The following is a 23,140-nucleotide window of genomic DNA, read 5'->3' on the forward strand; positions in this document are numbered from 1 at the left end:
ATTGCGGATGCGTCAGTGAGCGTCGCGAATAACTTACTCGTCGCGTTTCGTCATGTGCTTACGATTTGCAGACACGTCGCTTGCGTACGCGTGTTCGCAACTTTGCGACAGACGGCAGCGCTATTCCGCCGCGTCCGGTTCAGCTCCGTAGCGCACCGTTCCGATGAAGCCGTGCGACCGTCAAATCATTCGTGCCGGCTTGGCGACGGCAACCGGGTTTCGACTAGCTGCGCGGCTGCCGTAGCGGCCGGAAAAAGCGGCGAATTTCCGCCGCGAGCAGATCAGGCTTTTCCATGGCCGCGAAATGTCCGCCAGCCGGCATGTCGCTCCATTGCACGACGTTGAACGTTCTTTCGAGCCAGCTGCGCGGCGGATGATTGATCTCCTTCGGAAAGTGCGCGAAGCCGACCGGCGGCGCGACGCGTTGCCCTTCGGCGAAACGCATCGGCTGCAGACGGTTTTCCCAGTACATCTGGATCGCCGGGCCAATGCACTGCGTGTACCAGTAGAGCGAGATGTTGGTCAGCAGATCGTCTTTCGAAAACACACGCTCCACGTCGCCTTCGCAATCGCTCCATGCGCGAAACTTCTCGCCGATCCATGCGGCCAGTCCCACCGGTGAATCGTTGAGCGACGCCGCGAGCGTGAGCGGCCGGGTGCTGTGCATGTGCGCATAGCCGCCTTCCTGCGCGGCCCACTCGTTTTTCTCCCGCAGGAAATTTTCTTCGGCCGGTGTAAGCGGTTTTTGCGCAGCGCCGAGGGCCGGCTCATAGGAGCTCGGCAGGAAGTTGAGATGAATGCCCCCGACGGCTTGCGGATGCCGCGCGGCGAGCGCGATCGATACGCCCGCGCCGAGATCGCCGCCCTGCGCGCCGAAATGCTCATAGCCGAGGCCTTGCATCAGCGAGGCCCACACATCGGCCACCTGAAACGCGGACGTGCCGGCTTGCGCGGGCGCCTGCGAAAACGCGAAACCAGGCAGCGACGGCACGACGACATCGAAGGCATCGGCAGGATCGCCGCCGGACGCGGCCGGGTCGCATAAGCGGTCGAGCAGCGCATGAAACTCGAAGAACGAGCCGGGCCAGCCATGAGTGATCACCAGCGGATACGGCGCCGGCCCTACGCCGTGCCGATGGACGAAATGCACGCGCTGCCCTTGCACATCGGCGAGAAATTGCGGCTGCTGGTTCAAGCCGCGCTCGGCCGCGCGCCAGTCGAAACGCTCGGCCCAATACTCAGCCAGTTCACGCAGCCATGTGGCATCGGCGCCCTGCTGCCAGGCCGGCGACGGCGTGGCGGGCGCCCAACGTGTCGCGCGAATACGCCGGCGAAGCTCGTCAATCTCGTGGTCGTCGATTGCAATCTGAAACGCTTGTGTCTGCATGGCAACTCGTCCGGACGGTGTATGGGTCGACGTGCGCAACCGGCTCAAACAGCGGAGCCACGCCCCGTTCAGGCAGCGAGCCAGCACGAGGCAATCTGCATGGTACACAATGGCGCATTTTTCCGTTTTCGCATTCTGGAGACTGCCATGCTTCAAGCGCTCGCCGCCCTGCTCACTTTTCAGTGCCTCGGCGAAGGTGTGTCGTACGTGTTCCATTTGCCGGTGCCGGGTCCGGTGATCGGCATGCTGCTGTTGTTCGGCTTCATCATGCTGCGCCCGCAAACCGCCGATGCGATCGAGCCGACCGCGCTCGAACTGCTGCGCCATCTGTCCTTGCTGTTCGTTCCAGCGGGCGTCGGCATCATGGTGTCCGCGAGCCGGATTCGCGGCGACGCTGTCGCGGTGATCGTCTCCATTGCGGTCAGCACGACGCTCGCGATTGCGGTGGCCGCGCTCGTCACGCGGGCGTTGATGCGCCGCCAGCATCATGAGCCCTCCGCGCCGGAGTCCGCATCATGACCGCCCTTCCGAAACTCGGCGCCATCTGGGTGTATCTCGCCGCGAGTCCCTTGCTCGGGCTGACGATCACGCTGATCGCCTACCTCATCGCCCAGACAATCTACGCGAAGGCGCGCTTCAATCCGCTCGCCAATCCCGTGCTGATCGCGGTAGCGCTGCTGGTGGTGTTGCTCGAGATCACCGGCACGCCGTACGCGACGTATTTTGAAGGCGCGCAATTCGTACACTTTCTGCTGGGTCCTGCAACCGTGGCGCTCGCGCTGCCGCTCTACCGGCAATGGCCGAAGCTGCGCCGCTCCGCGTTGCCGCTGATCGGCGGCCTCGTCGCGGGATCGTTGACGGCCATCGTTTCGTCGGTCGGCGTGGCGGCGCTGTTCGGCGCGTCGCATCAAACGCTCGCGTCGCTCGCGCCCAAATCCGCGACCACGCCGATCGCGATGGCGGTCGCTTCCGAGATCGGCGGCATTCCGTCCCTGACCGCCGTCCTCGTCATTTCGACCGGCGTATTCGGTGCCGTGTTCGCGCGCGCGATTCTCAACGCGCTGCGCATTGCCGAACCCGAGGTGCGCGGTTTCGCGCTGGGGATCGCATCGCACGGCATCGGCACGGCGCGCGCTTTTCAGGTGAGCGAGGAAATGGGCGCGTTCGCCGGTCTCGGCATGGGCCTGAACGGTGTGTTCACCGCGTTCGTCGTGCCGGTGTTGATGCCGCTCGCCGCGCGCTGGCTGACGGGCTGAGCGATGTCATCGCAGCAACAGAAAAGCCCGATGGCCGGATAATGAGGCTTCCCTTCCCTTACCCATCCAAAGGAGTTTGCCGCGATGTCTGCCTATGAATCCAAAGTGCCGCGGGTACTGTTAACGAACGACGACGGTATCGACGCGCCCGGCCTCGCCGTACTCGAAGCCGTGGCCGCCGAGCTCGCGCACGAAGTCTGGGTGGTCGCGCCCGAGCACGATCAGAGCGGCACGTCGCATTCGATCAGCCTGCATTCGCCGCTGCGCGTGAGCCGCCAGGGCGAGCGGCGTTTCGGCGTGGCCGGCACACCCGGCGATTGCGTCGTGATGGGCGTGCGTCATCTGATGCGCGACACGCCGCCCACGCTGATTCTTTCCGGCATCAATCGCGGCGGCAACCTCGGTGTCGAAACGATGTTTTCAGGCACCGTCGGCGCCGCCATGACGGGCCTGTTGCTCGGTTTGCCGTCGTTCGCGCTGAGCCAGACTTTCAGCAATCGCGACCACGTGCGCTGGGACACCGCGCGTGCGCTCGCGCCCGGCGTGATCCGCCAGTTGCTTGCAATCGAGCAGGCGGCGCCCACCTGCCTGAACATCAATTTTCCCGATGTCGACGCGGCACGTGCCGGTCCGCTCACGCCGACTCGCCAGGGCGTTGGACTGGTGGAAGATATCGACGTGTTGCCGCAAGTCGATCCGCGCGGCATGGCTTATCACTGGTTGCGCTTTCAACGCGGCGCGCGCGCGAACGATCCGGACAGCGAAACGGCCGTGGTGGCGTCGGGGCGCGTGTCGGTCACACCGCTCGCTTTCGATCGCACCGACGAGCCCACCTTCGCGCGGCTCACGGCTTCGCTGAGTTGATCCTGCGGCTCGCCTTCCGCCAATCGCCGGTTTGCGCAGCGTCACGGACGCGGCGCAGCGGTGAGACTCGGCGCCCCGCCCGGCCCTGCGGGGTCGGGATTGCCGAACGCGGGGAGGCTGCCGTTTTCCCGGGCGCGGGCGATTTCCGCGCGCACCTGCGAGCGCGTTTTCGGGCCGTCGTCCGTTTTCGCCGCCGTGCCGGCAGACGGTATAGCCTGCACCAATGGCGGCGACGGCAGCGTGGCTTGCGTGGCCAAGCCTGCTTGCGGCTCCGTCGGCACGGTTGAAACCACCGGCGGTTTCTGCGGCACTTGCTGGACTAGCGGCGTCACGACGCCCGGCACGCTGCTCGCGCTCTGCATCGCTTTCGGGCCGGCCCGGACCGATGAAGGTTGCCTCGCCACGGCCGGTTCGCCGTTGGCCGGCGTTCTCGCGTCCGGCGCGCTGTGGCTGTCGACACGGGCAACCAGGCTGTCCAACGCGGCCTGGTTCTTCGCATAACTCGTCTCGCGGTTCGCCTCGGGGTTCGTCTGTTCCCGGACCGCAGCGCGGCTCTCACGCGACCGCCCATGTTTCGCTGATGAAGAAAACATCCGCACGGGCTTCGCAGCAGGTTTCGGCGCCTTCTCGACTCGCGGCGCGTTTACGGCACGCTGCTCATTATCCGCGCGCGCCTGCACTTCCTTTTGCAACGCGCGCACCTGATCGTCGTCCTGATGCGCGGAACGCACTGCATCCAGTTGCGCCTGCGCGGCGGCAAGATCGTTGCGTTGCAGACTGTTGCGCGCCGCCTGCAGGCCGCCGGCCGGAACACCGCTCGAATCGTTGCGAGCGGTGGCCGGACCGGATATGACCGCGCCGCTGATCGTGTCGCCGCGCGTTCGGTAAGCCGGCGACTCACCTCGCGCGGCACCGAATTCGTCCGTCGACTGCCAGGGTTTGCCGGCCTGCGACACATAGGCAGCGATTGCAACAGCGCTGACGACAAGACCTGCGAGAACGATCTTCCTCGGTTCGCTATACATGCGCCTGCCCTTTCAGTCGTGTTGAATGCGTGTCCGCAGTTGCACGGAAATGCTCGGATTCATCAGAAGGTTGCGACGAACGGGTCCATTCGACGCCGCTACGATGACCGCGAGTTCGCGGCCCCGGTTTTAGCCGCGGGTTCGGCCGATCAAGTCACGTACGGAGGCGCACGCAACCTGGATGCGCTCATTTTCTATTTATATCCGTGAGGCGTCGAATCGTCCGATTGTGCATGGTCCGTTGGCCGAAAAAGCCAGCTTCGGCGCGTATTTTTTCCCCGACGGTACCTGGAACTGCGAAGCAACCCGGCAAGGCCGAAACGTGTCCACAACGGATCGCGCGTAGCTATACGAGCGGCCCTTCTTCCTGCTTCCCACGCATCGCAACGGCAATCGAACTCCCGACAATCAATGCAATGCCGAGCAGCGACATGGCGCCGATCGTCTCGCCCCACGCCATATAACCGAACAAAGCCGCCCACACTATGCTCGTGTAGTTGTACGGCGCGAGCGCGCCCGCGTCGGCCTGGCGGAACGCCATGGTCATCAGCAATTGCCCGGCCGTGGCGAAGCAGCCGAGCAAGGCCATCACCGCGAGCGCCTGGAGCGTGGGCGTGCGCCACACGAAGAACAGCGACGCGCCGGTGACGATCGTGCCGATCGTCGTGAAATACAGCACCGTCGTCCCCGAATCGTCGGAGGCGCGAATGCGCTTGATCTGAATGATCGATAGCGCGCCGAAGAAGGCGCTCGACATCAGCAGGACAGGACCGAGCCAGCTCGAATGCGAGCCGTCCGGACGCACCACGAACAGTACGCCGGCAAAGCCGACCGCGGCGGCCAGCGCATCGCGCGGCTTCAACGCCTCCTTCAGCAACAGCGGCGCGAGCACGATCACCAGCAAGGTCTCCGAGTAGACGATCGCCACCGCTTCACTAAGCGGCATGTACGGCAAACCGGCGAAAAAGAGGCCCGATGCGCCCAGCAGCGTCAGCGCGCGAAGAGTCTGCCCGCGCACGTCCATGTGCCTGATCCGCTCGGCGATCGGCTTGCCGCGCAGGCATACCGCGACGGCCGGCACCAAGCCGAACAACATGCGAAAGAACGTGACTTCGTTGGCCGGATAAGCGAGCGCCACGGATTTGGCGAGCGCGTCGACCAGCGCGAAACAGAACATCGACACGAGGATCAGCACGACGCTGCGTAGGGGCACGGCGCTCGTGCGGACGGCGGTGATAGGCGGCATGGATTTTCCTGGGAGCGCGTGGAACCCCACGTTGCCCCGGTTGGCGGGCCGGCTGCGCGGCTCGCATCGGTGGAAAACGGATTATGCCTGCAGCGCCGTCAATGATCGGCTCGGTGAAAAAGCCAAACCGCCATGCTCGTTGGTGCAGCGCAGCGGCATGCGCATCTTGCGCATGCCGCTCGCATAGTCGTTTGTAACGCCGCGTAATTTGTGCGATGCTAGCCACGCCCTGGTTATCCCTAGAAGAAGCATTGGGCGCGAGGCAGACCAATCCTGTTGTCCATTCCTCTGGAGGAGACATGATTGAGTCATCGCAATTGCGCAACTTCGCGCGCGCCGGCAGCGTATCCCGTTCCGCTTTCCGTAGCGTCGAATCCACCAGGCTGCACCGCATAGCGGCCGCTTCAAGCTTCGTTTTCCTGATCAATCTCGCCGGCGTCTGCCATGCCGACACGCAGGTCGGCGGCACGCTTCCGCCCGCGCCCGACATACTCTACGGCGATCTCTTCGTAGCCGTGCAAACCGCGCAGATCTACCCGGATCAGAAGACCTTCGTCGACGCAACGCCGAACGCCGATCCCGCCGCGATCGTCCAACTGTACGAGCAGCAGAAGCACAACCCCCGCTTTTCGCTGGCGAAGTTCGTCAACAAATACTTCACGCCGCCGAGTGAGCCGATCATCACGCCGCCCGCCAACCAGACTCTGCGTGAACACATCAACTGGCTGTGGCCCGCGTTGACCCGCACCACCACGAGCGCGCCGCCCAACAGCTCCCTGATTCCATTGCCGAAACCCTATGTGGTGCCGGGCGGCCGTTTCCGCGAAGGCTACTACTGGGACACCTATTTCACGATGCTCGGGCTGCAGGAATCGGGCAACGAAAATCTCGTCGATGACATGCTCGACAACTTCGCCTACGAGATCAATACCTTCGGCCATATTCCGAACGGCAATCGCACCTATTACCTCGACCGTTCGCAGCCGCCGTTTTTCTCGCACATGGTCGAACTCGCCGCGAAGGCGGAAGGCCACGGCGTCTACCAGAAGTACCTGCCGGCGCTGCGCAAGGAATACGCGTACTGGATGCAGGGCGAGACCACCACGCAACCCGGCTCGGCCACGCGCAATGTGGTCGTGATGCCGGATCGCACCGTGCTCAACCGCTACTGGGATGAGCTCGACACGCCGCGCGACGAGTCGTATCTGGAGGACATCCAGACCGCGCAAAAGGCAAGCGGCCGCAAGCCGAACGACGTCTACCGCGAGTTGCGCGCCACCGCCGAAAGCGGCTGGGATTTCAGCTCGCGCTGGTTCGGCGACAACATGACACTCGCGACGGTGCGCACCACGTCGATCATTCCGGTCGACCTGAACAGCCTGATGTTCCATCTCGAGATCACCATCGCCAAGGGTTGCGGCGAGACGCGCGATTTCCGCTGCGTCGGCGAATTCGCGCAACGCGCCGCGAAACGCGCGCTCGGCATCAACCGCTATCTGTGGAATCCCAACGGCTATTACGGCGACTACGACTGGCAACTCGCCAAACCGCGCGACAACAAGACGGCGGCGATGGTGTTTCCGCTGTTTGTCGGCGCGGCGTGGCCGGAACGTGCGCTCAAGACGGCGAAACACGTGCAGTCGACCTTGTTGAAACCGGGCGGTCTCGTCACCACGACCTACAACACGACGCAGCAATGGGATGCGCCGAACGGCTGGGCGCCGCTGCATTGGGCCGCCATTCAGGGCTTGAAGCGCTACGGGCAGGACGCGCTCGCGCAACAGATCGGCACGCGTTTTCTTACCGACGTGAAAGGCGTCTACGCGTCCGATCAGAAACTGGTCGAGAAATACGTGGTGGAAGGCTCGGGAACGGGCGGCGGCGGCGGTGGCGAATATCCGTTGCAGGACGGCTTCGGCTGGACCAATGGCGTGACGCTCAAGCTGCTCGACCTGTATAGCCCGGGCGATTGAGTCCGCACGGAGGGCGGTCTCGCGGCCGCGGCAAGCCATGAATACTGTATAAAAACACAGTATAATGGTTGCCCGAGTCGCCCTTCATTGTCTGATTGCGCGGCACCCAGCCCACGTCGGAATCATGGTGTCCCAGCAAGCCCTATTCGCGCCCGAGCCCGTCTCCCTTCTCCATGACCAGGAAGGCGGAATCTGCTATCTGCCCGAGTCGATCCCGGCTGCCACGGCGCAAGCGTGGTTCGAGACGGCGCTGCGCAATGTCGGCTGGCTTAGTCAGCAGCGAATGATGTACGACCGCGAAGTCGCCGTGCCGCGTCTGCTCGCCACCTTCGCGCGTGGTGCCGAAGATCTGCCCGCGCCCTTGGGCGAGGCATTCGAAGCCGTGCGCGCGCTCGTGGGCGCGCCGTTCAACCGCGTCGGCCTCAATCTCTATCGCGACGGCGGCGACAGCGTCGCGCTTCACAGCGACAAGACCGAAAAGCTGGTGCCCGCCCAGCCCATTGCCATCATTTCGCTCGGCGCGAGCCGCCGCATGTCGATCCGGCCGAAAGCGGGCGCCGGCGCCGGACGGATCGTGCATGTCGAACTGGAACCCGGCAGTTGTCTGGTCATGAGCTATGCGTCACAGTTCACGCACGAGCACGGCATTCCCAAGCTCGCGGGTGTGACGGAGCCGCGTATCAGCCTTGCGTTTCGGTGCTTCAGCGGTTGACTAGCGAATGGTGCGTCAGAGCAATGTGACCTTGCCGGTCGCCAGGTCGTAAATGCCGCCGGCAATCTTGACCTTCCCGCTTTTCACATACAGTCCGATCATCGGTCTGGATGCGATCAGCCGGTTGACATTCAACCTGACGTTTTCAATCGTGGTTTGCGTAACGAGATCCTCGCCTTGATCTCCTTTCGTCACTTTCGCCACTTTCGCCATCTGCATGGCGGGCTTGATCGCGCGAACCAGTTCCGGCAGATGGCCAGGCAAATGAACGCCATCCTTGAGCGCCTTGACCGTGGCGCTCACCGCACCACACTGCGTATGCCCGAGCACCATGATGAGCGGCACGCCGAGGAACTCGACGCCGTATTCGAGGCTCGCGAGAATATCGTCGTTGACGAAATTGCCGGCCACGCGCACCACGAACAGATCGCCCGGACCCTGATCGAAGGCGAGCTCGGGCGCGACCCGCGAATCCGCACACCCAACGACGGCGGCAATCGGATACTGCGCCGAGACACGCGCCGCGCGGCCCGCGGAATAGTCCTTGTTTGAAGGGCTATTCGCGGCGTAACGGGCGTTGCCCTGCATCAGGCGGTCGAGCGCTTCGGAAGGTGGAATCGAATTCGGCGCATTGCCTGACGCGGGTTCCGCCGCCACGGCAACGCGCCGCGGCAAACCCGCCAGCGTGATCGACGACGCACCGGCCAGCAACAGATTGCGCCGCATAGGGGAAGACAGATGACGGCCGCACATGGCGCGCCTCCTATGTCATGAGCAATGCCCCAGCGGTGCCGTTCGAACCGGCATGAACCGTGAAAGCGGGTCGCGCGCGCAACGTCTCATCGTGCGCTTGCCACGTTCGAACATCAAGTTAGACGGCGTAGATGTCCGGGTTGTCCACTAGCGGTAAAAATTTGCCGCTAGTGCCGTCGAGCGCGAGCATCGTGCCGCTTTCGATATCGAAGATCCAGCCGTGCAGCCGCAGTGTTTTATTCGCGAGCCCGACTGCCACCGAAGGATGCGTGCGGATGTTCGCCAGTTGCGCGATCACGTTGTCCTTGACCAGCGCGGAGAGGCACTCGGCGTCCGAATGGTAGGTGCGTGATGCGTTGATGGCCTTGGCCGCATCCGCGTGACGCAGCCAGCCCGCCACTGCCGGCAGATGATCGAGATTCTTGCAGGTCGAGATCGCCGTCATCGCGCCGCAGTTCGAGTGGCCGCAGATCACGATATCGCGCACGCCCAACACGGCCACCGCGTATTCGACGGTCGCCGACACACCGCCCGGTTCCGGACCATAAGACGGCACGATATTGCCCGCATTGCGGATCACGAACAGCGAACCCGGCTCGGTCTGCGTCAGCAGCTCCGGCACGACACGGCTATCCGAGCACGTCACGAAAAGCGTACTGGGACTTTGCGCCATGGACAGACGCTTGAACAATGCGCTCTGCTGCGGAAAGACTTCGCGTTGAAAGCGGATGAGACCCTCGATGATTTCCTGCACGGTTGTTCTCCATAAATCGAAGCGTGAGCCCGCAGTGCTCGCGGCAATATGAAACCCGCGAGCATACATACGATCCATTGGCGCGACTATACCGCAGCCAAAGGCGTGGCCGCGCACTGGACAAACGTGCGAGTGCGAACGTCGCCGAGGCGCCATCGTGAGAACATTTTCACCGTGCGCGGCGAAATAAAAAAAGCCCCGGCTGTTAACCAGCCGGGGCCAACTCTCTCGCTCGCACACCGGAAACCGTGCGTGCCTGACTACTTTACCGATACCGCCGAAGCCGATATATACGCCATGCTGGAAGAGTCCCTTCCAACGCGGCGCGCACTACCTCGCGCCCGTCGGATCAACGGCTATACATCGCATTCCAGTCGGCGGCGGACACAGCCGGGCGGCCGCTTTGCGACGAACCGGCCACGTTGCCGCCATAACCGCTGGTTTCGCCGTTGCGCGCGGCGACGCGGGCTTCAGCGGCCTGAATCGCTTCCGGGTAATGCGCCTGGTCGCCGTCGCCGACGTGATAGCCGCCCTGCTGCAGTTGAACCAGTTCCGCGCGCACCTGCGCGCGCGTAATGCCGGAATTCGATTGGGCGAACACGGTGGCCGAAGCAGCCAGCGAAGCGACGATAACGACAGCCTTGATCAGGGAATTCATGATGGAAACACCTCCAATAATTGATGGTCAGCAGCGCTTCGAATCGCTCTCCGCGCAACCACTGAAACCAATATAGGTGCCGATTCCTCATAGAATAACGGCCCGCCGTCGAAGGGATTGTTCCTGAATCCGGAGCAATCACGCTCAGAAGCGCGTGCGGATCCCCACCGTGCCGACCACCTGATTTGCCGTCGACGACGCGCCGCCCGCCGTGTTGATAAACGCGGTGTAGCCCTTGCCGCTCACGTGCTGGTACATCGCTTCGGCATACACGTCGGTGCGCAACGACAGCGCATAGACGGCTTGCAGGTTCGCCTGATTCCACTTCGGATCCGAGCCGAAGCTCGAGGTGCCGCCCACATGCGCGTCCGTATAGGTATAGGCCGCCCCGAGGCTCAGCGCGGGCGTCACGGCGTACTTGCCGTTCACTTCGTAGTTGTCGAAGCGCATCGAGCCATGCGTGGCACCGAACGACGCGGTGTTCTGGAACTGGCTATGCGTGTAGACGAAGCCGGCCGTCACGGGACCGAAGCCATAGCTCAACGCGGCGCCGGCCGTGCGCTGCACATCGGCGCCAAGCTGAAAGCCGCCCGTGCCGTTGGCCGTGGATTCGCCGAGATCGACCGCGCCGGACGTATTGCCGGTCGAGTTCGAACCGTTGATCTGCAAATAGCCGGCAGCCGCCTTGAACGGACCGTTGACATAGCTCACGCCGGCGCTATAGGCACGATTGACCGCGAATTCCGTGTTGTTCGAGAACGCGTACATCCCGCCGAACTTCAGACCGGCGTAGTTCGCGCTCGTGTACTTCACGGCGTTGCTCATGCGCACGGAGTGATTCAGATTGTCATTGTCGAACGGATGTGCGAAGCCGGTGTCGCCAAAGGTGCCCGCCGTGCCCGAGAGCGGCGCGACGAAATCGACCAGCGAGTCGTACTGGCGGCCCAGTGTGAGCGTGCCGTACTGCTTGCTGCTCAAGCCGACAAACGCCTGACGGCCGAACAGCCGGTTGTTCTGGCCCAGCTTGCCGTTCTGCACGTTGTAGCCATTTTCCAGCACGAAAATCGCCTGCAATCCGCCGCCGAGATCTTCCGCGCCGCGCAAGCCGAAGCGGCTGCCGTTGATGTTGCCGCTCGTCGCCTGCACCAGCGCGCCCTGCGAGCCGCCCTTCTTCACGTTGTTGGTGTACATCACGCCGGCGTCGATGAGGCCGTACAGCGTGACCGAACTTTGCGCATGCGCCGTCGCGGCGGCGAGTCCTGCGAACGCCGCGACCGCGGCGGTAATCTTTTTCACGTCAATGCTCCTGCGTAGCTGGAATATCAGGTTGAACAGCGACGCGAGTATAGAAACGCGGGCATTGAAAACGAATGCCCGGACCCTGGAGCAGTCCTTTATGGAATCTGCAAGAATCCGTCATCTGCACGCAGCAATCGCGATGCGCCGCGCTTCGACGAGGTGTTTTGAAAGCAGGAGACGCGCGGCGATGGCTCTGCGCGGAATGGACGGGTTGTGTGTGAACAACAGCCGTTGAGTCGTTTGCGAGGCCCGGCGCGCGCGCCGGGCTCATCGTCAATCAGAAACCAGGCCGCTCAGGCCCTGTTGAAATCACCGGTTTCGAGTTCCACGGACTGCCCGCCGTTTTTTTCGAGGACCTTGCGCGTAGCGTTTTCAATCCGCGCGCGATTCGCCTCGAACGTATTGACGAGGTCATGGGCCGACGGGCCGTCGTTGCCGAAATGCTCGTTCAGCGCATCCAGCGACACGCTGCACCAGACGTCGGCCCCGTCGACATTGGCTTCGAAGGCGACGCGCGCCGCCGCAACCACTTCACGGCGTCCGGTGAATTCGATCCTCATGATGACCCTCCATTTGTCGAAAGAAAGCTTCGAGTGCGCAAACGCTGTGCCACGGCGGCGTGGTCCGCAAGACCGGCCGTGGTCAGCGCACATTCTCAGCAGGGTGCATACTCGACACCGGCCGTCCTCGTACGGTCGTGCCGATGCGTCACGGCCTGGCCGCCCATGGCCACGCTGCCCGACGTGCCTTATATCCTAATACTAACTCCTGGCCCATGTCCCGCAACCCGCAATCGTCGCGTCCCCTCGTCATTGCCGCCGTGATGGCGTCCATGGCGATGGTCGCCATCGAAGCCACCATCGTCTCCACCGCCATGCCTCAGATCGTCGCGCAACTCGGCGATCTGCATCTGTATAGCTGGGTCTTCTCGTCGTTCCTGCTCACCCAGACCGCCATGACCGTGGTATTCGGCAAACTCGCCGATCTGTACGGCCGCAAGCCCGTCATGCTGGCCGGCATCGCCATCTTTCTGCTTGGCTCGGTGCTGGCCGGCTTCGCCTGGTCGATGCCGGCCATGATCGCGTTCCGGCTGATTCAGGGCGTCGGTGCCGGCGCGATCCAGCCGGTCACGCTGACCATCGTCGCCGACCTCTATCCCGCGCGCGAACGCGGCAAGGTGCAAGGCTATCTCGCGAGCGTGTGGGCGATTTCGGCGGTGGTGGGCCCGATGGTCGGCGGCTTCATCATTCACAACATGTCGTGGGCCTGGATCTTCTGGATGAACGTGCCGATCGGGCTTGCCTCCGCGGCGGGCTTCATCGCGTTTCTGCGCGAATCGGAACGGCACGCGCGCCCTTCGATCGACTTCGGCGGCGCGGCGCTGTTCATGGCGGCCATCGCCGCGCTCATGATGGCGCTCACCTACGCCGGCGACGACCAGGTCGCGCAAGCGTCGATGGCGGGCGGCGCGTTCGCGCTGTGCGTGTTGCTGTTCGTGTGGCAGGAGCGCCGCGCGGCTGAACCGATGATCTCCTTCGCGCTCTGGAGCCGCCGGCCGATTGCCGCCTCCAACGGCGCGACGTTGCTGTCCGGCATGATCCTGATGGGCGCGACCACGTTTTTGCCGATGTACGTGCAGGGCGTGCTGCATCGCTCACCGGTGATCGCCGGCCTCGCCTTGACGATGATGATGGTGGGCTGGCCGGCCGGCGCGACGCTCGCCGCGAAGTCATTTCATCGCCTCGGCTTGCGGCGCATTCTGATCGGCGGCAGCGCGGCCATTCCGCTCGGCGCGCTGTTGCTGCTGTTTCTGTCGCCCGGCGGCTCGCCGCTCGTCGCGGCGTTCGGCTCGTTGATCATGGGCTTCGGCATGGGCACGTCGAGCGTCAGTTGCCTGATCCTGATCCAGGAGATCGTTCGCATGGACGAACGCGGCAGCGCCACCGCGTCGAATCTGTTTTCGCGCAATCTCGGCAGCACCCTGGGCGCGACGCTGTTCGGCGCGGTGCTCAACTTCGGCCTCAGTCATTCGAAAGGTGTGGCCGTGGTCACGTCGGACCAGTTGAAGGCGCTGTTGCAGAATCAGGCCGCCAGTCTCGGTGACAGCGACATGATCCGCACTGTCCTGCATCAATCGCTGCACCTCACGTTCATTTCGCTCTTCGTCATCGCGATCTTCGTGGTCGTGCTGCTGATGTTCGTGCCCGCAATCAGGATCGGCGGTGAGAGGAAGATGCCGATCGAAGCGTTGGCGCCGCTGGAGGACTGAGATGCGTGGCGGGCGCGGCGGCGTACGGTCCGCTGCCGCGCTTTGTTCGATAAGCCTGACGCACTTCTGTCAGCGTCACCGCGCCGGCAAGGTCGCCGCGAAAAAGCGGACCGCCCGGTCGGCAGCCAGCGCATGCACCGCATCGCGATCGACGCCCGGTCCATCCCGGCAAATACCCGCCACGTGCGCGACGACATCGGCGAGACAGGTATCCAGAAACGTGTAATGCGACGCGCCCGGCACCATCTCCACATGCGCGTTGCGCAGCAAACCCGCGATGCGATGAATGTTGGTGGCCACCGGCGCGGTGACGTCGGCGTCACCCGCGAGCAGCGAGACGGGAATCGTCACGTCGGCAAACGAGTTGTCGTCGAAGGCCTCGCCCAACGCGGGCGCAATGGCGAACACGGCTTTGACGCGTGGATCGCGATACGACGCGCCAGACCGCGCGCGCGAGGCCTTCGTTGCCGGTGATAGATCGTCCAGCGCCGAGGGCGCCGCGCCCGATGCATCGCTGATGCGCGCCGCCTCCGGTGGATGACAGATCGCGTCGGCCTCGGGCGATGTGCAGAAACGCTCGAACGCCGGCAGATTGGTCCGCGCGCCCGCCAGTTCGAGCACGGTATAGCCGCCCAGCGAAAAACCCACCGCGCCGATCCGCTCACGGTCCACATGCGGCCCGAGCAGCGCATCGGCGAGCACGCCGTCGAGCACTTCGCTCGCGTCGGTGGCGCGCTCCCACCAGAGCATGAAGCCGTCGCGCGTCATCGGCGCCGCCGCGTTGTTGCCCGGATGATTGGCGCCGGCCACGATATAGCCTCGCGCGGCGAGCGCGGCGGCGAGCCAGTCGAGACTGTCGGCGGTGCCGCCCGTGCCGTGCGAGAGCACTAGCAACGGGTAGCTCGTGCGGGCGGTCGAGAGCGGCGCATCTTCGGCGGCGGCATGGCCGTGAAAGATCGGCTGAGCGGGCGCGCCGATCTCGCGCGGCGTCTGCGGCACCGACGTATCGACCGGATACCAGATGCGCGTCACCAGCGCCTCGGTTTTCGCCCCGCGCCAATGGCGAGCCACGGCGGGACGAAACACGCGCGTCGTCTCGCCCACATGCAAGTCGGCCTGATCCGCCGACACGGCGCCCGCCCAGCACAACGCCGCCGCACACGCCAATCCGGCGATGACGGCACAGCTCACACGAAACATGGTCAGTCCTTGCGGATAGGAATCATCAGGTCGGTCACGCACGTCTGCTGCAGACCGGCGACCAGTGGATTGCGATACAGCTCGAGTGCGGGACGCCGGTCGCGCAGATAACCGCTTTGCGGCAGCCAGCCGCCGTAAAGTGCGCGAAAGGTCGGCGAGATCAACGCATACGGACCGATCAGCCGATGCACCGCGTACAGCCCGCCTTCGAGCCGCAACGGTTCGACTGCATCGCTCGCTTCGAGCGGCACGTCATGCGGACTCGCGACGATCGCCGCACGATAGCTGAAGCTGTCCTTCGCCGCCGGATCGCGCACGCAGATGCCCACGCGCTGATCCATCACCGCCTTTTCGTCGCAGCGCAGCATCGTCATGAGCGAGCGAAAGGTCTGGCCGATCGTCGCGACCGGTCCGTCGTGCCGCAGACTCAGCACATCGAACGGCGCAATCTCCGTGAGTTCGACGGCAGGCAGCGCCGGAGCCGCGGCGTTGTTCCTTGGCGCGTCGACTTGCGCGTCAGCCGCGCGGCCCGTGCATGGCGCGGCCAGGCGTTTTTGCCATGCCTTGAACTCGCTCGGCGAGACGCCGGTGAAGCCGCGAAACGCACGCGCGAAGGCTTGCGGGCTGTTGTAGCCGGCATCGTGCGCGACCGCGGTGACCGACGCGGCGGCATCGGTCAGCCGTTGCGCCGCTTGCGCAAGCCGCAGGCGCTGCACGGTCTCCACCACGCTCTCACCGGTCAGCGCCCGGTAGACGCGATGAAAATGAAACGGCGACAGGAGCGCCACCGCGGCGAGGCTCTCCAGCGTATGGTGCGCGCCGGGTTCGAGCAGAATCGCCTCGACCACGCGGGCGATCCGCCGACGGTAATCTCGTTCGGTGCTGGGCTTCATCATGGCGCTAGGATAGCGGCGTCGCGGCCGCAAGACGGTGCAGAGCTTGCGAAATTTCAGGCGGCGCGCGCCGCGCGATGCAGCATGCTCTTTGTCGCTCGCGCCGGCGAGGCATCATGATCTTTCCTGGTCGCGCCGGCAATGCAGCATGCTCTGTCTCGCTCGCGCCAGAGAGGCAGCATGCTCTTTCCCTGTCGCGCCGGCGATCGCGAGCGTGCTCATTGCGCTCCTTGCTCCTCACGGCACAACGCGATCATCCACGCGTGCACAGCATCAACGGCGGCCGAGCGCGCCGGCTGCGCCGAGCGCATCAGCCAGAGCGGCGCGAGCGCGAAGCCCGGCACTTGCGGCAGGACTTCGACGCGGCCGCTCGTCAACGCGTCGCCCGCGTCGAGTCGCGACACCGTCGCAATGCCCATATCCTGTTCCGCAGCAGCGACCAGAAAACGCGGATCGCTGACCGTGATCGCCCGGCGCGTGCGCAAGCCGCCGCGCTTTAATTCAGGCAGCCACGGCGCCCATTCGGGGCGCGCCTCGTGCACCAGCAACGGCGCCTGCGTCAACACATCGGGAAACGGCGCGTCACGCAGACGGCGCGCCGTCACCGGTCCGCAGACCGCCACGGCCGCTTCGTCGAGCAATGGCTCGCACACCACCTCCGGCGTTCGGATGGCCTTCGACGACACGACCAGATCGACGTCCACGCGGTCGATCTCGTTGACTTCCTCGCCGGTCACGAGCCAAAGCTCCAGCGTCGGCAACGCTTCGGCGAACGCCCGCATGCGCGGCATCAGCCAGCCTGAAGCAAATTGCGGCGCGCACACGAGAATCACCGAATCCGGATTGCCGTACGGCTCGATGCGATCGCGCCCGTCGGCGAGCGTGGCGAGCGCCGTCGTCACGGTTTGCGCGTACAGCGTGCCGGCGGCCGTCAGCGCCACCCCACGGCCGATGCGCCGGAACAGCGGCTGCCCGGTCCATTCCTCGAGCTGCTGGATCTGATGGCTGATCGCCGACTGCGTCAGCGCCAGTTCCTGCGCGGCGCGCGTGAAGCTGCCCAGACGCGCGGCGGCGTCGAAGGCGAGCAAGGCTTGCAAGGGTGGAAGTCTGCGCATCGTCTGGTTGGCCGAGATATTAAAAATATCGATACTTCCAGCAAGATTCTTCGCTTTTCGCCGGAATTTTTCCCCGCAATCATAGACCCAGTTGCCCGTCACGCGTAACTTGCCGCTGATTCGCCTTGCGGCAGACATGAGAAATATTTGTGTGACGGGCGCTTCATCTAACCGACCGGATAGCTCCGTATGACCCTGAATCTGAACGCGCCGCATCCGTATTTGAAAAGCCCCGCTCAAGAGGGCGGCCAGCCTGCCGCGCCGACCTATGCGGGCGTGCTGTCATTCATGCGCCGCCCCTACTCGCGTGACCTCACCGGCGTGGACGTCGCCGTATCCGGCATCCCGCTCGATCTCGCCACGACCTTCCGCCCCGGCACGCGCTTCGGCCCGGCGGGCGTGCGCGCCGCCTCCGTGCAACTGGCGGAACTCGGCGCATTTCCGTGGGGCGTCGATCCGTTCGATCATCTGAACGTGGTCGACTACGGCGACTGCTGGTTCGACGCGCATAACCCGTCGGGCATTCGCGACGCGATCATCGCGCACGCCCGCGGAATTCTTGCCACCGGCGCGCGCATGCTGACGTTCGGCGGCGACCACTACATCACGTATCCGTTGCTCGTCGCGCACGTCGAGAAATACGGCAAGCCGCTCAGCCTGATCCACTTCGACGCGCATTGCGATACCTGGCCGGACGACAACCCCGATTCGCTGAACCACGGCACGATGTTCTACAAGGCAATCCGTGAAGGGCTCATCGATCCCGCGCGCTCGGTGCAGATCGGCATTCGCACATGGAACGACGACTTCATGGGCGTGCGCATTCTCGATGCGCCGTGGGTCCATCGCAACGGCACGCAAGCCACGATCGACGAAGTGCTGTCCATTGTCGGCAGCGCGCCCACTTACCTGACCTTCGACATCGACTGTCTCGACCCGGCATTCGCGCCCGGCACGGGCACGCCGGTAGCGGGCGGGCTGAGTTCGGCGCAAGCCTTGGAAATCGCGCGCGCGCTGGGCGCCGTGAACCTGGTGGGCGCGGACGTAGTGGAAGTGTCGCCGCCCTACGACCACAGCGACGTGACCGCCCTCGCCGCCGCGCATCTCGCGTCGGACATGCTGTGCCTGATGCGCAACCAGAAGCTGCAACGCCTCACGAATCTATAAGTCCGCGACCCGTTGCCCCCTTTCCCGACGAGATGACCCACCATGCCCCGCACCACGATGAAACCGCTTCTGGCCGCCCTGCTGCTCGGCGCATTCAGTGCCGCCTCGCACGCCGACGAAAAACAGCTCAACCTGTACAACTGGGCTGACTACATCGCGAAAGACACCGTGCCGAACTTCGAAAAAGAGTCCGGCATTCACGTGCGCTACGACGTGTACGACGGCGACGAAACCTTGCAGGCGAAACTGCTGACCGGCTCGACCGGCTACGACGTCGTGGTGCCGACCTCCAACTTTCTGGCCAAACAGATCGAAGCCGGCATTTATCAGAAGCTCGACAAATCGAAGCTGCCGAATCTCGCGAACCTCGACCGCAATCTGCTGAAGCTGGTTGCCGACGCGGACCCCGGCAATCAGTACGCGGTGCCGTGGGCATGGGGCACGACGGGGCTCGGCTACAACCTCACCCGCGTGAGGAAGATTCTCGGCAACGAGGCGCCGCTCGACAACTGGGACATCCTGTTCAAGCCCGAGTATCTGAGCAAGCTGAAGAGTTGCGGCGTTTCCGTGCTCGACGCGCCGTCCGATGTGTTCGCGGTCACGCTGCACTATCTCGGCCGCGATCCGAACAGCGAGAATCCCGCCGACTATCAGGCCGCGTACGAAACGCTGAAAAAGATCCGCCCGTATATCACGCAGTTCAACGCGACGAGTTACATCAACGATCTGGCGGGCGACGATATCTGCTTCGCGCTGAGCTGGTCAGGCGATGTTTCGATGGCAAGCCATCGCGCGCGTGAAGCCGGCAAGCGCTACGAGGTCAAGTACTTCATTCCGCAAGGCGGCGCACCGGTCTGGTTCGACATGATGGCGATCCCGAAAGATGCGCCCCATCCCGAAGCGGCGCTCGACTGGATCAACTATATCGAGCGCCCCGAAGTGCACGCGGACATTACCAACACCGTGTTCTATCCGAACGCGGATGCCGCCGCCCGCAAATTCATGCGGCCGGAAATTCTCAACGACCCGACCGTGTATCCGCCTGAGCCCGTGCTGAAAACGCTGTTCCTGCTCAAGCCTTTGCCCGCACAGATCAAGCGTCTGGAAGGCCGCTTGTGGGCACAGTTGAAATCGGGTTCGTGAAGTACTGTCGAGTGAGCCGAGCGATGGGCATTACGGGTGTCCCTCTTCCGTCAGCAACTCGATGCCGTCGAGTTGCGCCGCGCAGGTATCGCGTACGATCCTGACGAAATCATCGAAATAAGGCCGGCTTGCCAGGCCTTTCGCGGCCACTGCGTACAGTTCGCTCCACAGTCCCTGGGTGCCGACGCGTTTGGCCAGCACGTAATCGTGATCGACGTAGTTTTTCACGCCCCAGTTCGGTAGCGCCGCGATCCCGCGGCGGCTCGCCACCAGTTGCATGATGGCGATGGTCAGTTCCGCCGTGCGCCGGTCGAGTTTGATGCCGGCGGGCTCCAGCACCTCGCGAATCAGATCGATGCGCGCCTCCGGCACTGGATAGGTAATCAACGTCTCGTTGTGCAGATCGTCCGACACCACGCGACGCTTGTTGCGCAGCCGATGCTCGTTGGCCATCACCACCAGAATCTCGAAGCGGAATAGCGGCGCGATATGCAGGTTGCGCCGCGTGGCCGGCTTCGAGCCGATCACCACATCGGCCTTGCCGTCGCTCAGCAGGCGCAACGGATCCGCGTGGAACCCGGCGACGAGATCCACTTCGACCTCCGGCCACCGCCGGCGGAATTCGTCCATGACCGGCATCAGCCAGTCGAAGCACGTATGGCATTCCAGCACGATGCGCAACTCGCCGCGCGTGTCGCCTTTCAGCCGAACAAGATCGCGCTCCGCCGCGCTCACCGCCGCGATCGTTTCGCGGCCGAGCGCAAGCAGCCGCTCGCCGGCCGCAGTGAAACGCAAACCCTGTTTCGTGCGCTCGAATAGCGATACCTCGTAATGCGCCTCGATATCGCGAATCTGATGCGAGAGCGCGGACTGGCTCAGATGCACGCGCTCGGCAGCCGCTACCAGCTTGCCCGACTCGGCAATGGCAATCAGCGAACGCAAGTGGCGAAGCTCAAGCATGGGATGGCTCCGCTTTAGACGAATCGGGTTGCATATGAATCTGGCTCATACATTGGTGAAAACATGTCGCTTGATGAATCATAGCGTGACTTTCACACTGAGCGCCAATTCACACAACGAACCACAGGACTTCACATGGCCCGCACGCATATTCCCGGCTTCCCACGCATCGGCGCGCAGCGCGAACTGAAATTCGCGCAGGAATCGTTCTGGCGCGGCGAATCCGACGAACAGTATCTGCGTGGCGTCGCGCGCGAACTGCGCGCCCGTCATTGGCGATTGCAGCAGGATGCAAAACTGGATTTCGTCACCGTCGGCGATTTTGCGTACTACGACCAGATGCTCAATCTGAGCGCGCTGCTCGGCGCTTTGCCGCAGCGTTTCGGCTTCGATGCGAAGGCGCTAACGCTTGCCCAGTACTACCAGCTCGCGCGCGGCAACGCTGCACAACCCGCCATGGAAATGACCAAGTGGTTCGACACGAACTACCACTACCTCGTCCCCGAACTGGGACCGCAGACGAGCTTCGACGGCGGCGTCGAGTGGCTGTTCGACGAGATCGATGAAGCGCTCGCGCTGAACCTGCCGGTCAAGCCGGTGCTGATCGGGCCGATCACTTATCTGTGGCTGTCGAAGAGCCATGTCCCCGGCTTCGACCGTTTGTCATTGTTGCCGAGGCTCGTGATCCGCTACAGCCGTCTGCTGGACAAGCTCAAGCAGCGCGGCATCGAATGGGTGCAACTCGACGAGCCGGCCTTGTGCGTCGATCTGCCCGCGGAATGGCTCGACGCTTTTTCCGCCGCGTATGACGTGCTCGGCGCATCGGGCGTGAAAGTGCTGCTGGCCACGTACTTCGAAAGCGCCGCCGAGCACGCGCCGCGCGTGGCCGCGTTGCCCGTCGCCGGTGTCCATCTCGACCTGGTGCGCGCGCCGCAGCAACTCGACGCATGGCGCGCGGCCCTGCCGGCGCATGCTGTGTTGTCAGCCGGCGTGATCGATGGCCGCAATATCTGGCGCGCGGATCTCGGCGAGATCGTCGAATCGTTGCAGGCCTTGCATGCGGAATTCGGCGAACGCTTGTGGATTTCGTCGTCGTGCTCGCTGCTGCATGTGCCGGTCTCACTCGACTCTGAAAAGAAACTCGACGCCGATCTGAAATCCTGGCTAGCCTTCGCCACCGAAAAACTCGACGAAGTCGCCACGCTCGCGCTCGCCTTGCGCGATCCTGCGGCGGCCGAAGCGACACTCACTGCCGCTGACCGCGCGCTCGAAGCGCGCCGCGGTTCCAGCGCGGTAGTCAACGCGCTCGTGCAAAAACGCGTGGCCGCGGTGAGCAGCGCAATGGCCGACCGGCAAAGCCCGTTCGCCGAACGCAATCGCCTGCAGCGCGAAGCGCTCGGCCTGCCGCTCCTGCCGACCACGACGATCGGCTCGTTCCCGCAAACGCCGGCGATCCGCCAGGCGCGTGCCGCCTACAAGCGCGGCGAACTGCGCGCACTCGACTATCTGCAGCGCATGCGCGGCGAGATCGAGATCGCCGTACGCAAACAGGAAGAGTTGGGACTCGACGTGCTGGTGCATGGCGAAGCCGAACGCAACGACATGGTCGAATATTTCGGCGAACAGTTGTGGGGCTATGCGTTCACGGAAAATGGCTGGGTGCAGAGCTACGGGTCGCGCTGCGTGAAACCGCCGATCATTTACGGCGACGTCTACCGTCCCGAACCGATGACGGTCGAGACCACGCGTTACGCGCAATCTCTCACGCAACGTCTGATGAAGGGCATGCTGACCGGCCCGGTGACGATGCTGCAATGGTCGTTCGTGCGTGACGACCAGCCGCGCTCAACTACCGCGCTGCAACTCGCGCTCGCGATCCGTGAAGAGGTGGTGGATCTGGAAAAGGCCGGCATTCGCATCATCCAGATCGACGAACCGGCTTTCCGCGAAGGCTTGCCGTTGCGTCGCGCCGATTGGGCCGCGTATCTGGAATGGGCCACGCGCGTGTTCCGCATTTCAGCCGCGGGCGTGGCCGATCAAACGCAGATTCATACGCATATGTGCTATTCGGAGTTCAACGACATTCTGCCGTCGATCGCCGCGATGGATGCCGACGTGATCACGATCGAAACCTCCCGCTCAGCGATGGAACTGCTCGACGGCTTCGGCGCTTTCGCGTATCCGAACAAAATCGGCCCGGGCGTCTACGATATCCACTCGCCGCGCGTGCCGGATGCGCAAGCCATGCAACGTCTGCTGGAACGCGCGTGCGAAGTGATTCCCGCTGAACGCTTGTGGGTCAATCCGGATTGCGGGCTGAAGACGCGCGGCTGGCCGGAGACCGAAGCAGCGCTGACGAATATGGTTCAGGCCGCCAAGGCATTGCGTGTGAAGCTGGCGGCGAGGCAGCCGGATGAAGTGACGGCGTAAGAGGCTCTGGCGTTGCGAGCTAATCCGCGCACTGTG

At 63.9% G+C, this 23,140-nt stretch carries 21 protein-coding genes; 9 read left to right on the plus strand and 12 right to left on the minus strand.

The genetic code is table 11. The features are described 5' to 3' along the window. Positions 1-223 precede the first annotated feature (223 nt). The gene (locus B0G73_RS04185; RefSeq protein ID WP_106278158.1) at positions 224-1,387 is read right to left on the minus strand and encodes an epoxide hydrolase family protein; all 1,164 of its coding nucleotides are present in this window, start codon (positions 1,385-1,387) and stop codon (positions 224-226) included. A 147-nt stretch (positions 1,388-1,534) separates the two neighbouring features. Between B0G73_RS04185 and B0G73_RS04190 the strand changes: the two genes are divergently transcribed. The 3 genes from B0G73_RS04190 to surE all read left to right on the plus strand — a co-directional run bounded on the left by B0G73_RS04190 (position 1,535) and on the right by surE (position 3,507). Next, positions 1,535-1,906, plus strand: a complete 372-nt coding sequence (locus B0G73_RS04190; protein WP_106278409.1) for a CidA/LrgA family protein — start codon at positions 1,535-1,537, stop codon at positions 1,904-1,906. Beyond that, positions 1,903-2,643 (plus strand): LrgB family protein, encoded by a 741-nt coding sequence (locus B0G73_RS04195; protein WP_106278160.1) that lies wholly within the window; start codon positions 1,903-1,905, stop codon positions 2,641-2,643. The genes B0G73_RS04190 and B0G73_RS04195 overlap by 4 nt, the downstream gene beginning before the upstream one ends. Positions 2,644-2,727: 84 nt before the next feature. Then, the gene (gene surE, locus B0G73_RS04200; protein ID WP_106278162.1) at positions 2,728-3,507 is read left to right on the plus strand and encodes a 5'/3'-nucleotidase SurE; all 780 of its coding nucleotides are present in this window, start codon (positions 2,728-2,730) and stop codon (positions 3,505-3,507) included. Between the two features lie 41 nt (positions 3,508-3,548). Here surE and B0G73_RS39975 read toward each other — a convergent pair whose 3' ends face one another. Both B0G73_RS39975 and B0G73_RS04210 read right to left on the minus strand, forming a co-directional pair. Then, a complete protein-coding gene (locus B0G73_RS39975; protein ID WP_146144150.1) occupies positions 3,549-4,532 on the minus strand; it encodes a DUF4148 domain-containing protein in 984 nt (327 codons plus the stop codon). A gap of 346 nt (positions 4,533-4,878) precedes the next feature. Beyond that, positions 4,879-5,778 carry a DMT family transporter gene (locus tag B0G73_RS04210; RefSeq protein WP_106278164.1) on the minus strand — a complete coding sequence of 300 codons (900 nt, stop codon included), beginning with the start codon at positions 5,776-5,778 and terminating at the stop codon, positions 4,879-4,881. Positions 5,779-6,077: 299 nt separating this feature from the next. Here B0G73_RS04210 and treA point away from each other — a divergent pair, with 299 nt between their 5' ends. Both treA and B0G73_RS04220 read left to right on the plus strand, forming a co-directional pair. After that, positions 6,078-7,751: an alpha,alpha-trehalase TreA gene (gene treA, locus B0G73_RS04215; protein WP_106278166.1), complete on the plus strand. Its 1,674-nt coding sequence runs from the start codon at positions 6,078-6,080 to the stop codon at positions 7,749-7,751. A 124-nt stretch (positions 7,752-7,875) separates the two neighbouring features. Then, positions 7,876-8,463: an alpha-ketoglutarate-dependent dioxygenase AlkB gene (locus tag B0G73_RS04220; RefSeq protein WP_106278168.1), complete on the plus strand. Its 588-nt coding sequence runs from the start codon at positions 7,876-7,878 to the stop codon at positions 8,461-8,463. 15 nt (positions 8,464-8,478) lie between these two features. Here B0G73_RS04220 and B0G73_RS04225 read toward each other — a convergent pair whose 3' ends face one another. From B0G73_RS04225 to B0G73_RS04245, 5 genes are all read right to left on the minus strand, one after another. Next, positions 8,479-9,216: a carbonic anhydrase gene (locus B0G73_RS04225; RefSeq protein WP_106278170.1), complete on the minus strand. Its 738-nt coding sequence runs from the start codon at positions 9,214-9,216 to the stop codon at positions 8,479-8,481. A gap of 118 nt (positions 9,217-9,334) precedes the next feature. Next, positions 9,335-9,970 carry a carbonic anhydrase gene (locus B0G73_RS04230; protein WP_106278172.1) on the minus strand — a complete coding sequence of 212 codons (636 nt, stop codon included), beginning with the start codon at positions 9,968-9,970 and terminating at the stop codon, positions 9,335-9,337. Between the two features lie 349 nt (positions 9,971-10,319). After that, positions 10,320-10,628, minus strand: coding sequence for a DUF4148 domain-containing protein (locus tag B0G73_RS04235; protein ID WP_106278174.1), 309 nt, complete (start codon positions 10,626-10,628; stop codon positions 10,320-10,322). A gap of 144 nt (positions 10,629-10,772) precedes the next feature. After that, positions 10,773-11,924 (minus strand): porin, encoded by a 1,152-nt coding sequence (locus tag B0G73_RS04240; protein WP_106278176.1) that lies wholly within the window; start codon positions 11,922-11,924, stop codon positions 10,773-10,775. A gap of 296 nt (positions 11,925-12,220) precedes the next feature. Further along, the gene (locus tag B0G73_RS04245) at positions 12,221-12,487 is read right to left on the minus strand and encodes a DUF1488 domain-containing protein (protein WP_106278178.1); all 267 of its coding nucleotides are present in this window, start codon (positions 12,485-12,487) and stop codon (positions 12,221-12,223) included. Between the two features lie 215 nt (positions 12,488-12,702). On the opposite strand from B0G73_RS04245, the gene B0G73_RS04250 reads away from it, so the two are divergent. After that, complete coding sequence (locus B0G73_RS04250; protein ID WP_106278180.1) at positions 12,703-14,196, plus strand: MDR family MFS transporter; 1,494 nt, start codon at positions 12,703-12,705, stop codon at positions 14,194-14,196. Positions 14,197-14,271: 75 nt separating this feature from the next. Here B0G73_RS04250 and B0G73_RS04255 read toward each other — a convergent pair whose 3' ends face one another. From B0G73_RS04255 to B0G73_RS04265, 3 genes are all read right to left on the minus strand, one after another. Continuing rightward, on the minus strand, positions 14,272-15,396 hold the full coding sequence (locus tag B0G73_RS04255; RefSeq protein ID WP_106278182.1) for a prolyl oligopeptidase family serine peptidase: 1,125 nt from the start codon (positions 15,394-15,396) through the stop codon (positions 14,272-14,274). Between the two features lie 2 nt (positions 15,397-15,398). Next, a complete protein-coding gene (locus B0G73_RS04260) occupies positions 15,399-16,292 on the minus strand; it encodes a GyrI-like domain-containing protein (RefSeq protein WP_106278184.1) in 894 nt (297 codons plus the stop codon). A 215-nt stretch (positions 16,293-16,507) separates the two neighbouring features. Beyond that, positions 16,508-17,404 carry a LysR substrate-binding domain-containing protein gene (locus B0G73_RS04265; RefSeq protein ID WP_181196490.1) on the minus strand — a complete coding sequence of 299 codons (897 nt, stop codon included), beginning with the start codon at positions 17,402-17,404 and terminating at the stop codon, positions 16,508-16,510. Positions 17,405-17,593: 189 nt separating this feature from the next. On the opposite strand from B0G73_RS04265, the gene speB reads away from it, so the two are divergent. Together speB and B0G73_RS04275 are read left to right on the plus strand one after the other, a co-directional pair. Then, positions 17,594-18,571, plus strand: coding sequence for an agmatinase (gene speB / locus B0G73_RS04270; RefSeq protein ID WP_106278188.1), 978 nt, complete (start codon positions 17,594-17,596; stop codon positions 18,569-18,571). Positions 18,572-18,628: 57 nt separating this feature from the next. After that, complete coding sequence (locus tag B0G73_RS04275) at positions 18,629-19,714, plus strand: polyamine ABC transporter substrate-binding protein (protein ID WP_374956997.1); 1,086 nt, start codon at positions 18,629-18,631, stop codon at positions 19,712-19,714. 30 nt (positions 19,715-19,744) lie between these two features. Here B0G73_RS04275 and B0G73_RS04280 read toward each other — a convergent pair whose 3' ends face one another. Then, the gene (locus tag B0G73_RS04280; protein WP_106278192.1) at positions 19,745-20,674 is read right to left on the minus strand and encodes a LysR family transcriptional regulator; all 930 of its coding nucleotides are present in this window, start codon (positions 20,672-20,674) and stop codon (positions 19,745-19,747) included. 135 nt (positions 20,675-20,809) lie between these two features. On the opposite strand from B0G73_RS04280, the gene metE reads away from it, so the two are divergent. Then, positions 20,810-23,104 carry a 5-methyltetrahydropteroyltriglutamate--homocysteine S-methyltransferase gene (gene metE / locus B0G73_RS04285; protein WP_106278194.1) on the plus strand — a complete coding sequence of 765 codons (2,295 nt, stop codon included), beginning with the start codon at positions 20,810-20,812 and terminating at the stop codon, positions 23,102-23,104. Positions 23,105-23,140: the final 36 nt, after the last annotated feature.

It is taken from the genome of Paraburkholderia sp. BL25I1N1, from assembly GCF_003002025.1.
Classification (GTDB): Bacteria; Pseudomonadota; Gammaproteobacteria; order Burkholderiales; family Burkholderiaceae; genus Paraburkholderia.

What these genes read in the sequence shown, in the direction of transcription:
- B0G73_RS04280 (WP_106278192.1), bottom strand. Translation starts at nt 20,674, where the DNA reads ATGCTTGAGCTTCGCCACTTGCGTTCGCTGATTGCCATTGCCGAGTCG.
- treA (WP_106278166.1), top strand. Translation starts at nt 6,078, where the DNA reads ATGATTGAGTCATCGCAATTGCGCAACTTCGCGCGCGCCGGCAGCGTA.
- speB (WP_106278188.1), top strand. Translation starts at nt 17,594, where the DNA reads ATGACCCTGAATCTGAACGCGCCGCATCCGTATTTGAAAAGCCCCGCT.
- B0G73_RS04190 (WP_106278409.1), top strand. Translation starts at nt 1,535, where the DNA reads ATGCTTCAAGCGCTCGCCGCCCTGCTCACTTTTCAGTGCCTCGGCGAA.
- B0G73_RS04250 (WP_106278180.1), top strand. Translation starts at nt 12,703, where the DNA reads ATGTCCCGCAACCCGCAATCGTCGCGTCCCCTCGTCATTGCCGCCGTG.
- B0G73_RS04195 (WP_106278160.1), top strand. Translation starts at nt 1,903, where the DNA reads ATGACCGCCCTTCCGAAACTCGGCGCCATCTGGGTGTATCTCGCCGCG.
- B0G73_RS04185 (WP_106278158.1), bottom strand. Translation starts at nt 1,387, where the DNA reads ATGCAGACACAAGCGTTTCAGATTGCAATCGACGACCACGAGATTGAC.
- B0G73_RS04235 (WP_106278174.1), bottom strand. Translation starts at nt 10,628, where the DNA reads ATGAATTCCCTGATCAAGGCTGTCGTTATCGTCGCTTCGCTGGCTGCT.
- B0G73_RS04220 (WP_106278168.1), top strand. Translation starts at nt 7,876, where the DNA reads ATGGTGTCCCAGCAAGCCCTATTCGCGCCCGAGCCCGTCTCCCTTCTC.
- B0G73_RS04275 (WP_374956997.1), top strand. Translation starts at nt 18,629, where the DNA reads ATGAAACCGCTTCTGGCCGCCCTGCTGCTCGGCGCATTCAGTGCCGCC.
- B0G73_RS39975 (WP_146144150.1), bottom strand. Translation starts at nt 4,532, where the DNA reads ATGTATAGCGAACCGAGGAAGATCGTTCTCGCAGGTCTTGTCGTCAGC.
- metE (WP_106278194.1), top strand. Translation starts at nt 20,810, where the DNA reads ATGGCCCGCACGCATATTCCCGGCTTCCCACGCATCGGCGCGCAGCGC.
- B0G73_RS04245 (WP_106278178.1), bottom strand. Translation starts at nt 12,487, where the DNA reads ATGAGGATCGAATTCACCGGACGCCGTGAAGTGGTTGCGGCGGCGCGC.
- B0G73_RS04210 (WP_106278164.1), bottom strand. Translation starts at nt 5,778, where the DNA reads ATGCCGCCTATCACCGCCGTCCGCACGAGCGCCGTGCCCCTACGCAGC.
- B0G73_RS04260 (WP_106278184.1), bottom strand. Translation starts at nt 16,292, where the DNA reads ATGATGAAGCCCAGCACCGAACGAGATTACCGTCGGCGGATCGCCCGC.
- surE (WP_106278162.1), top strand. Translation starts at nt 2,728, where the DNA reads ATGTCTGCCTATGAATCCAAAGTGCCGCGGGTACTGTTAACGAACGAC.
- B0G73_RS04225 (WP_106278170.1), bottom strand. Translation starts at nt 9,216, where the DNA reads ATGTGCGGCCGTCATCTGTCTTCCCCTATGCGGCGCAATCTGTTGCTG.
- B0G73_RS04265 (WP_181196490.1), bottom strand. Translation starts at nt 17,404, where the DNA reads ATGCGCAGACTTCCACCCTTGCAAGCCTTGCTCGCCTTCGACGCCGCC.
- B0G73_RS04255 (WP_106278182.1), bottom strand. Translation starts at nt 15,396, where the DNA reads ATGTTTCGTGTGAGCTGTGCCGTCATCGCCGGATTGGCGTGTGCGGCG.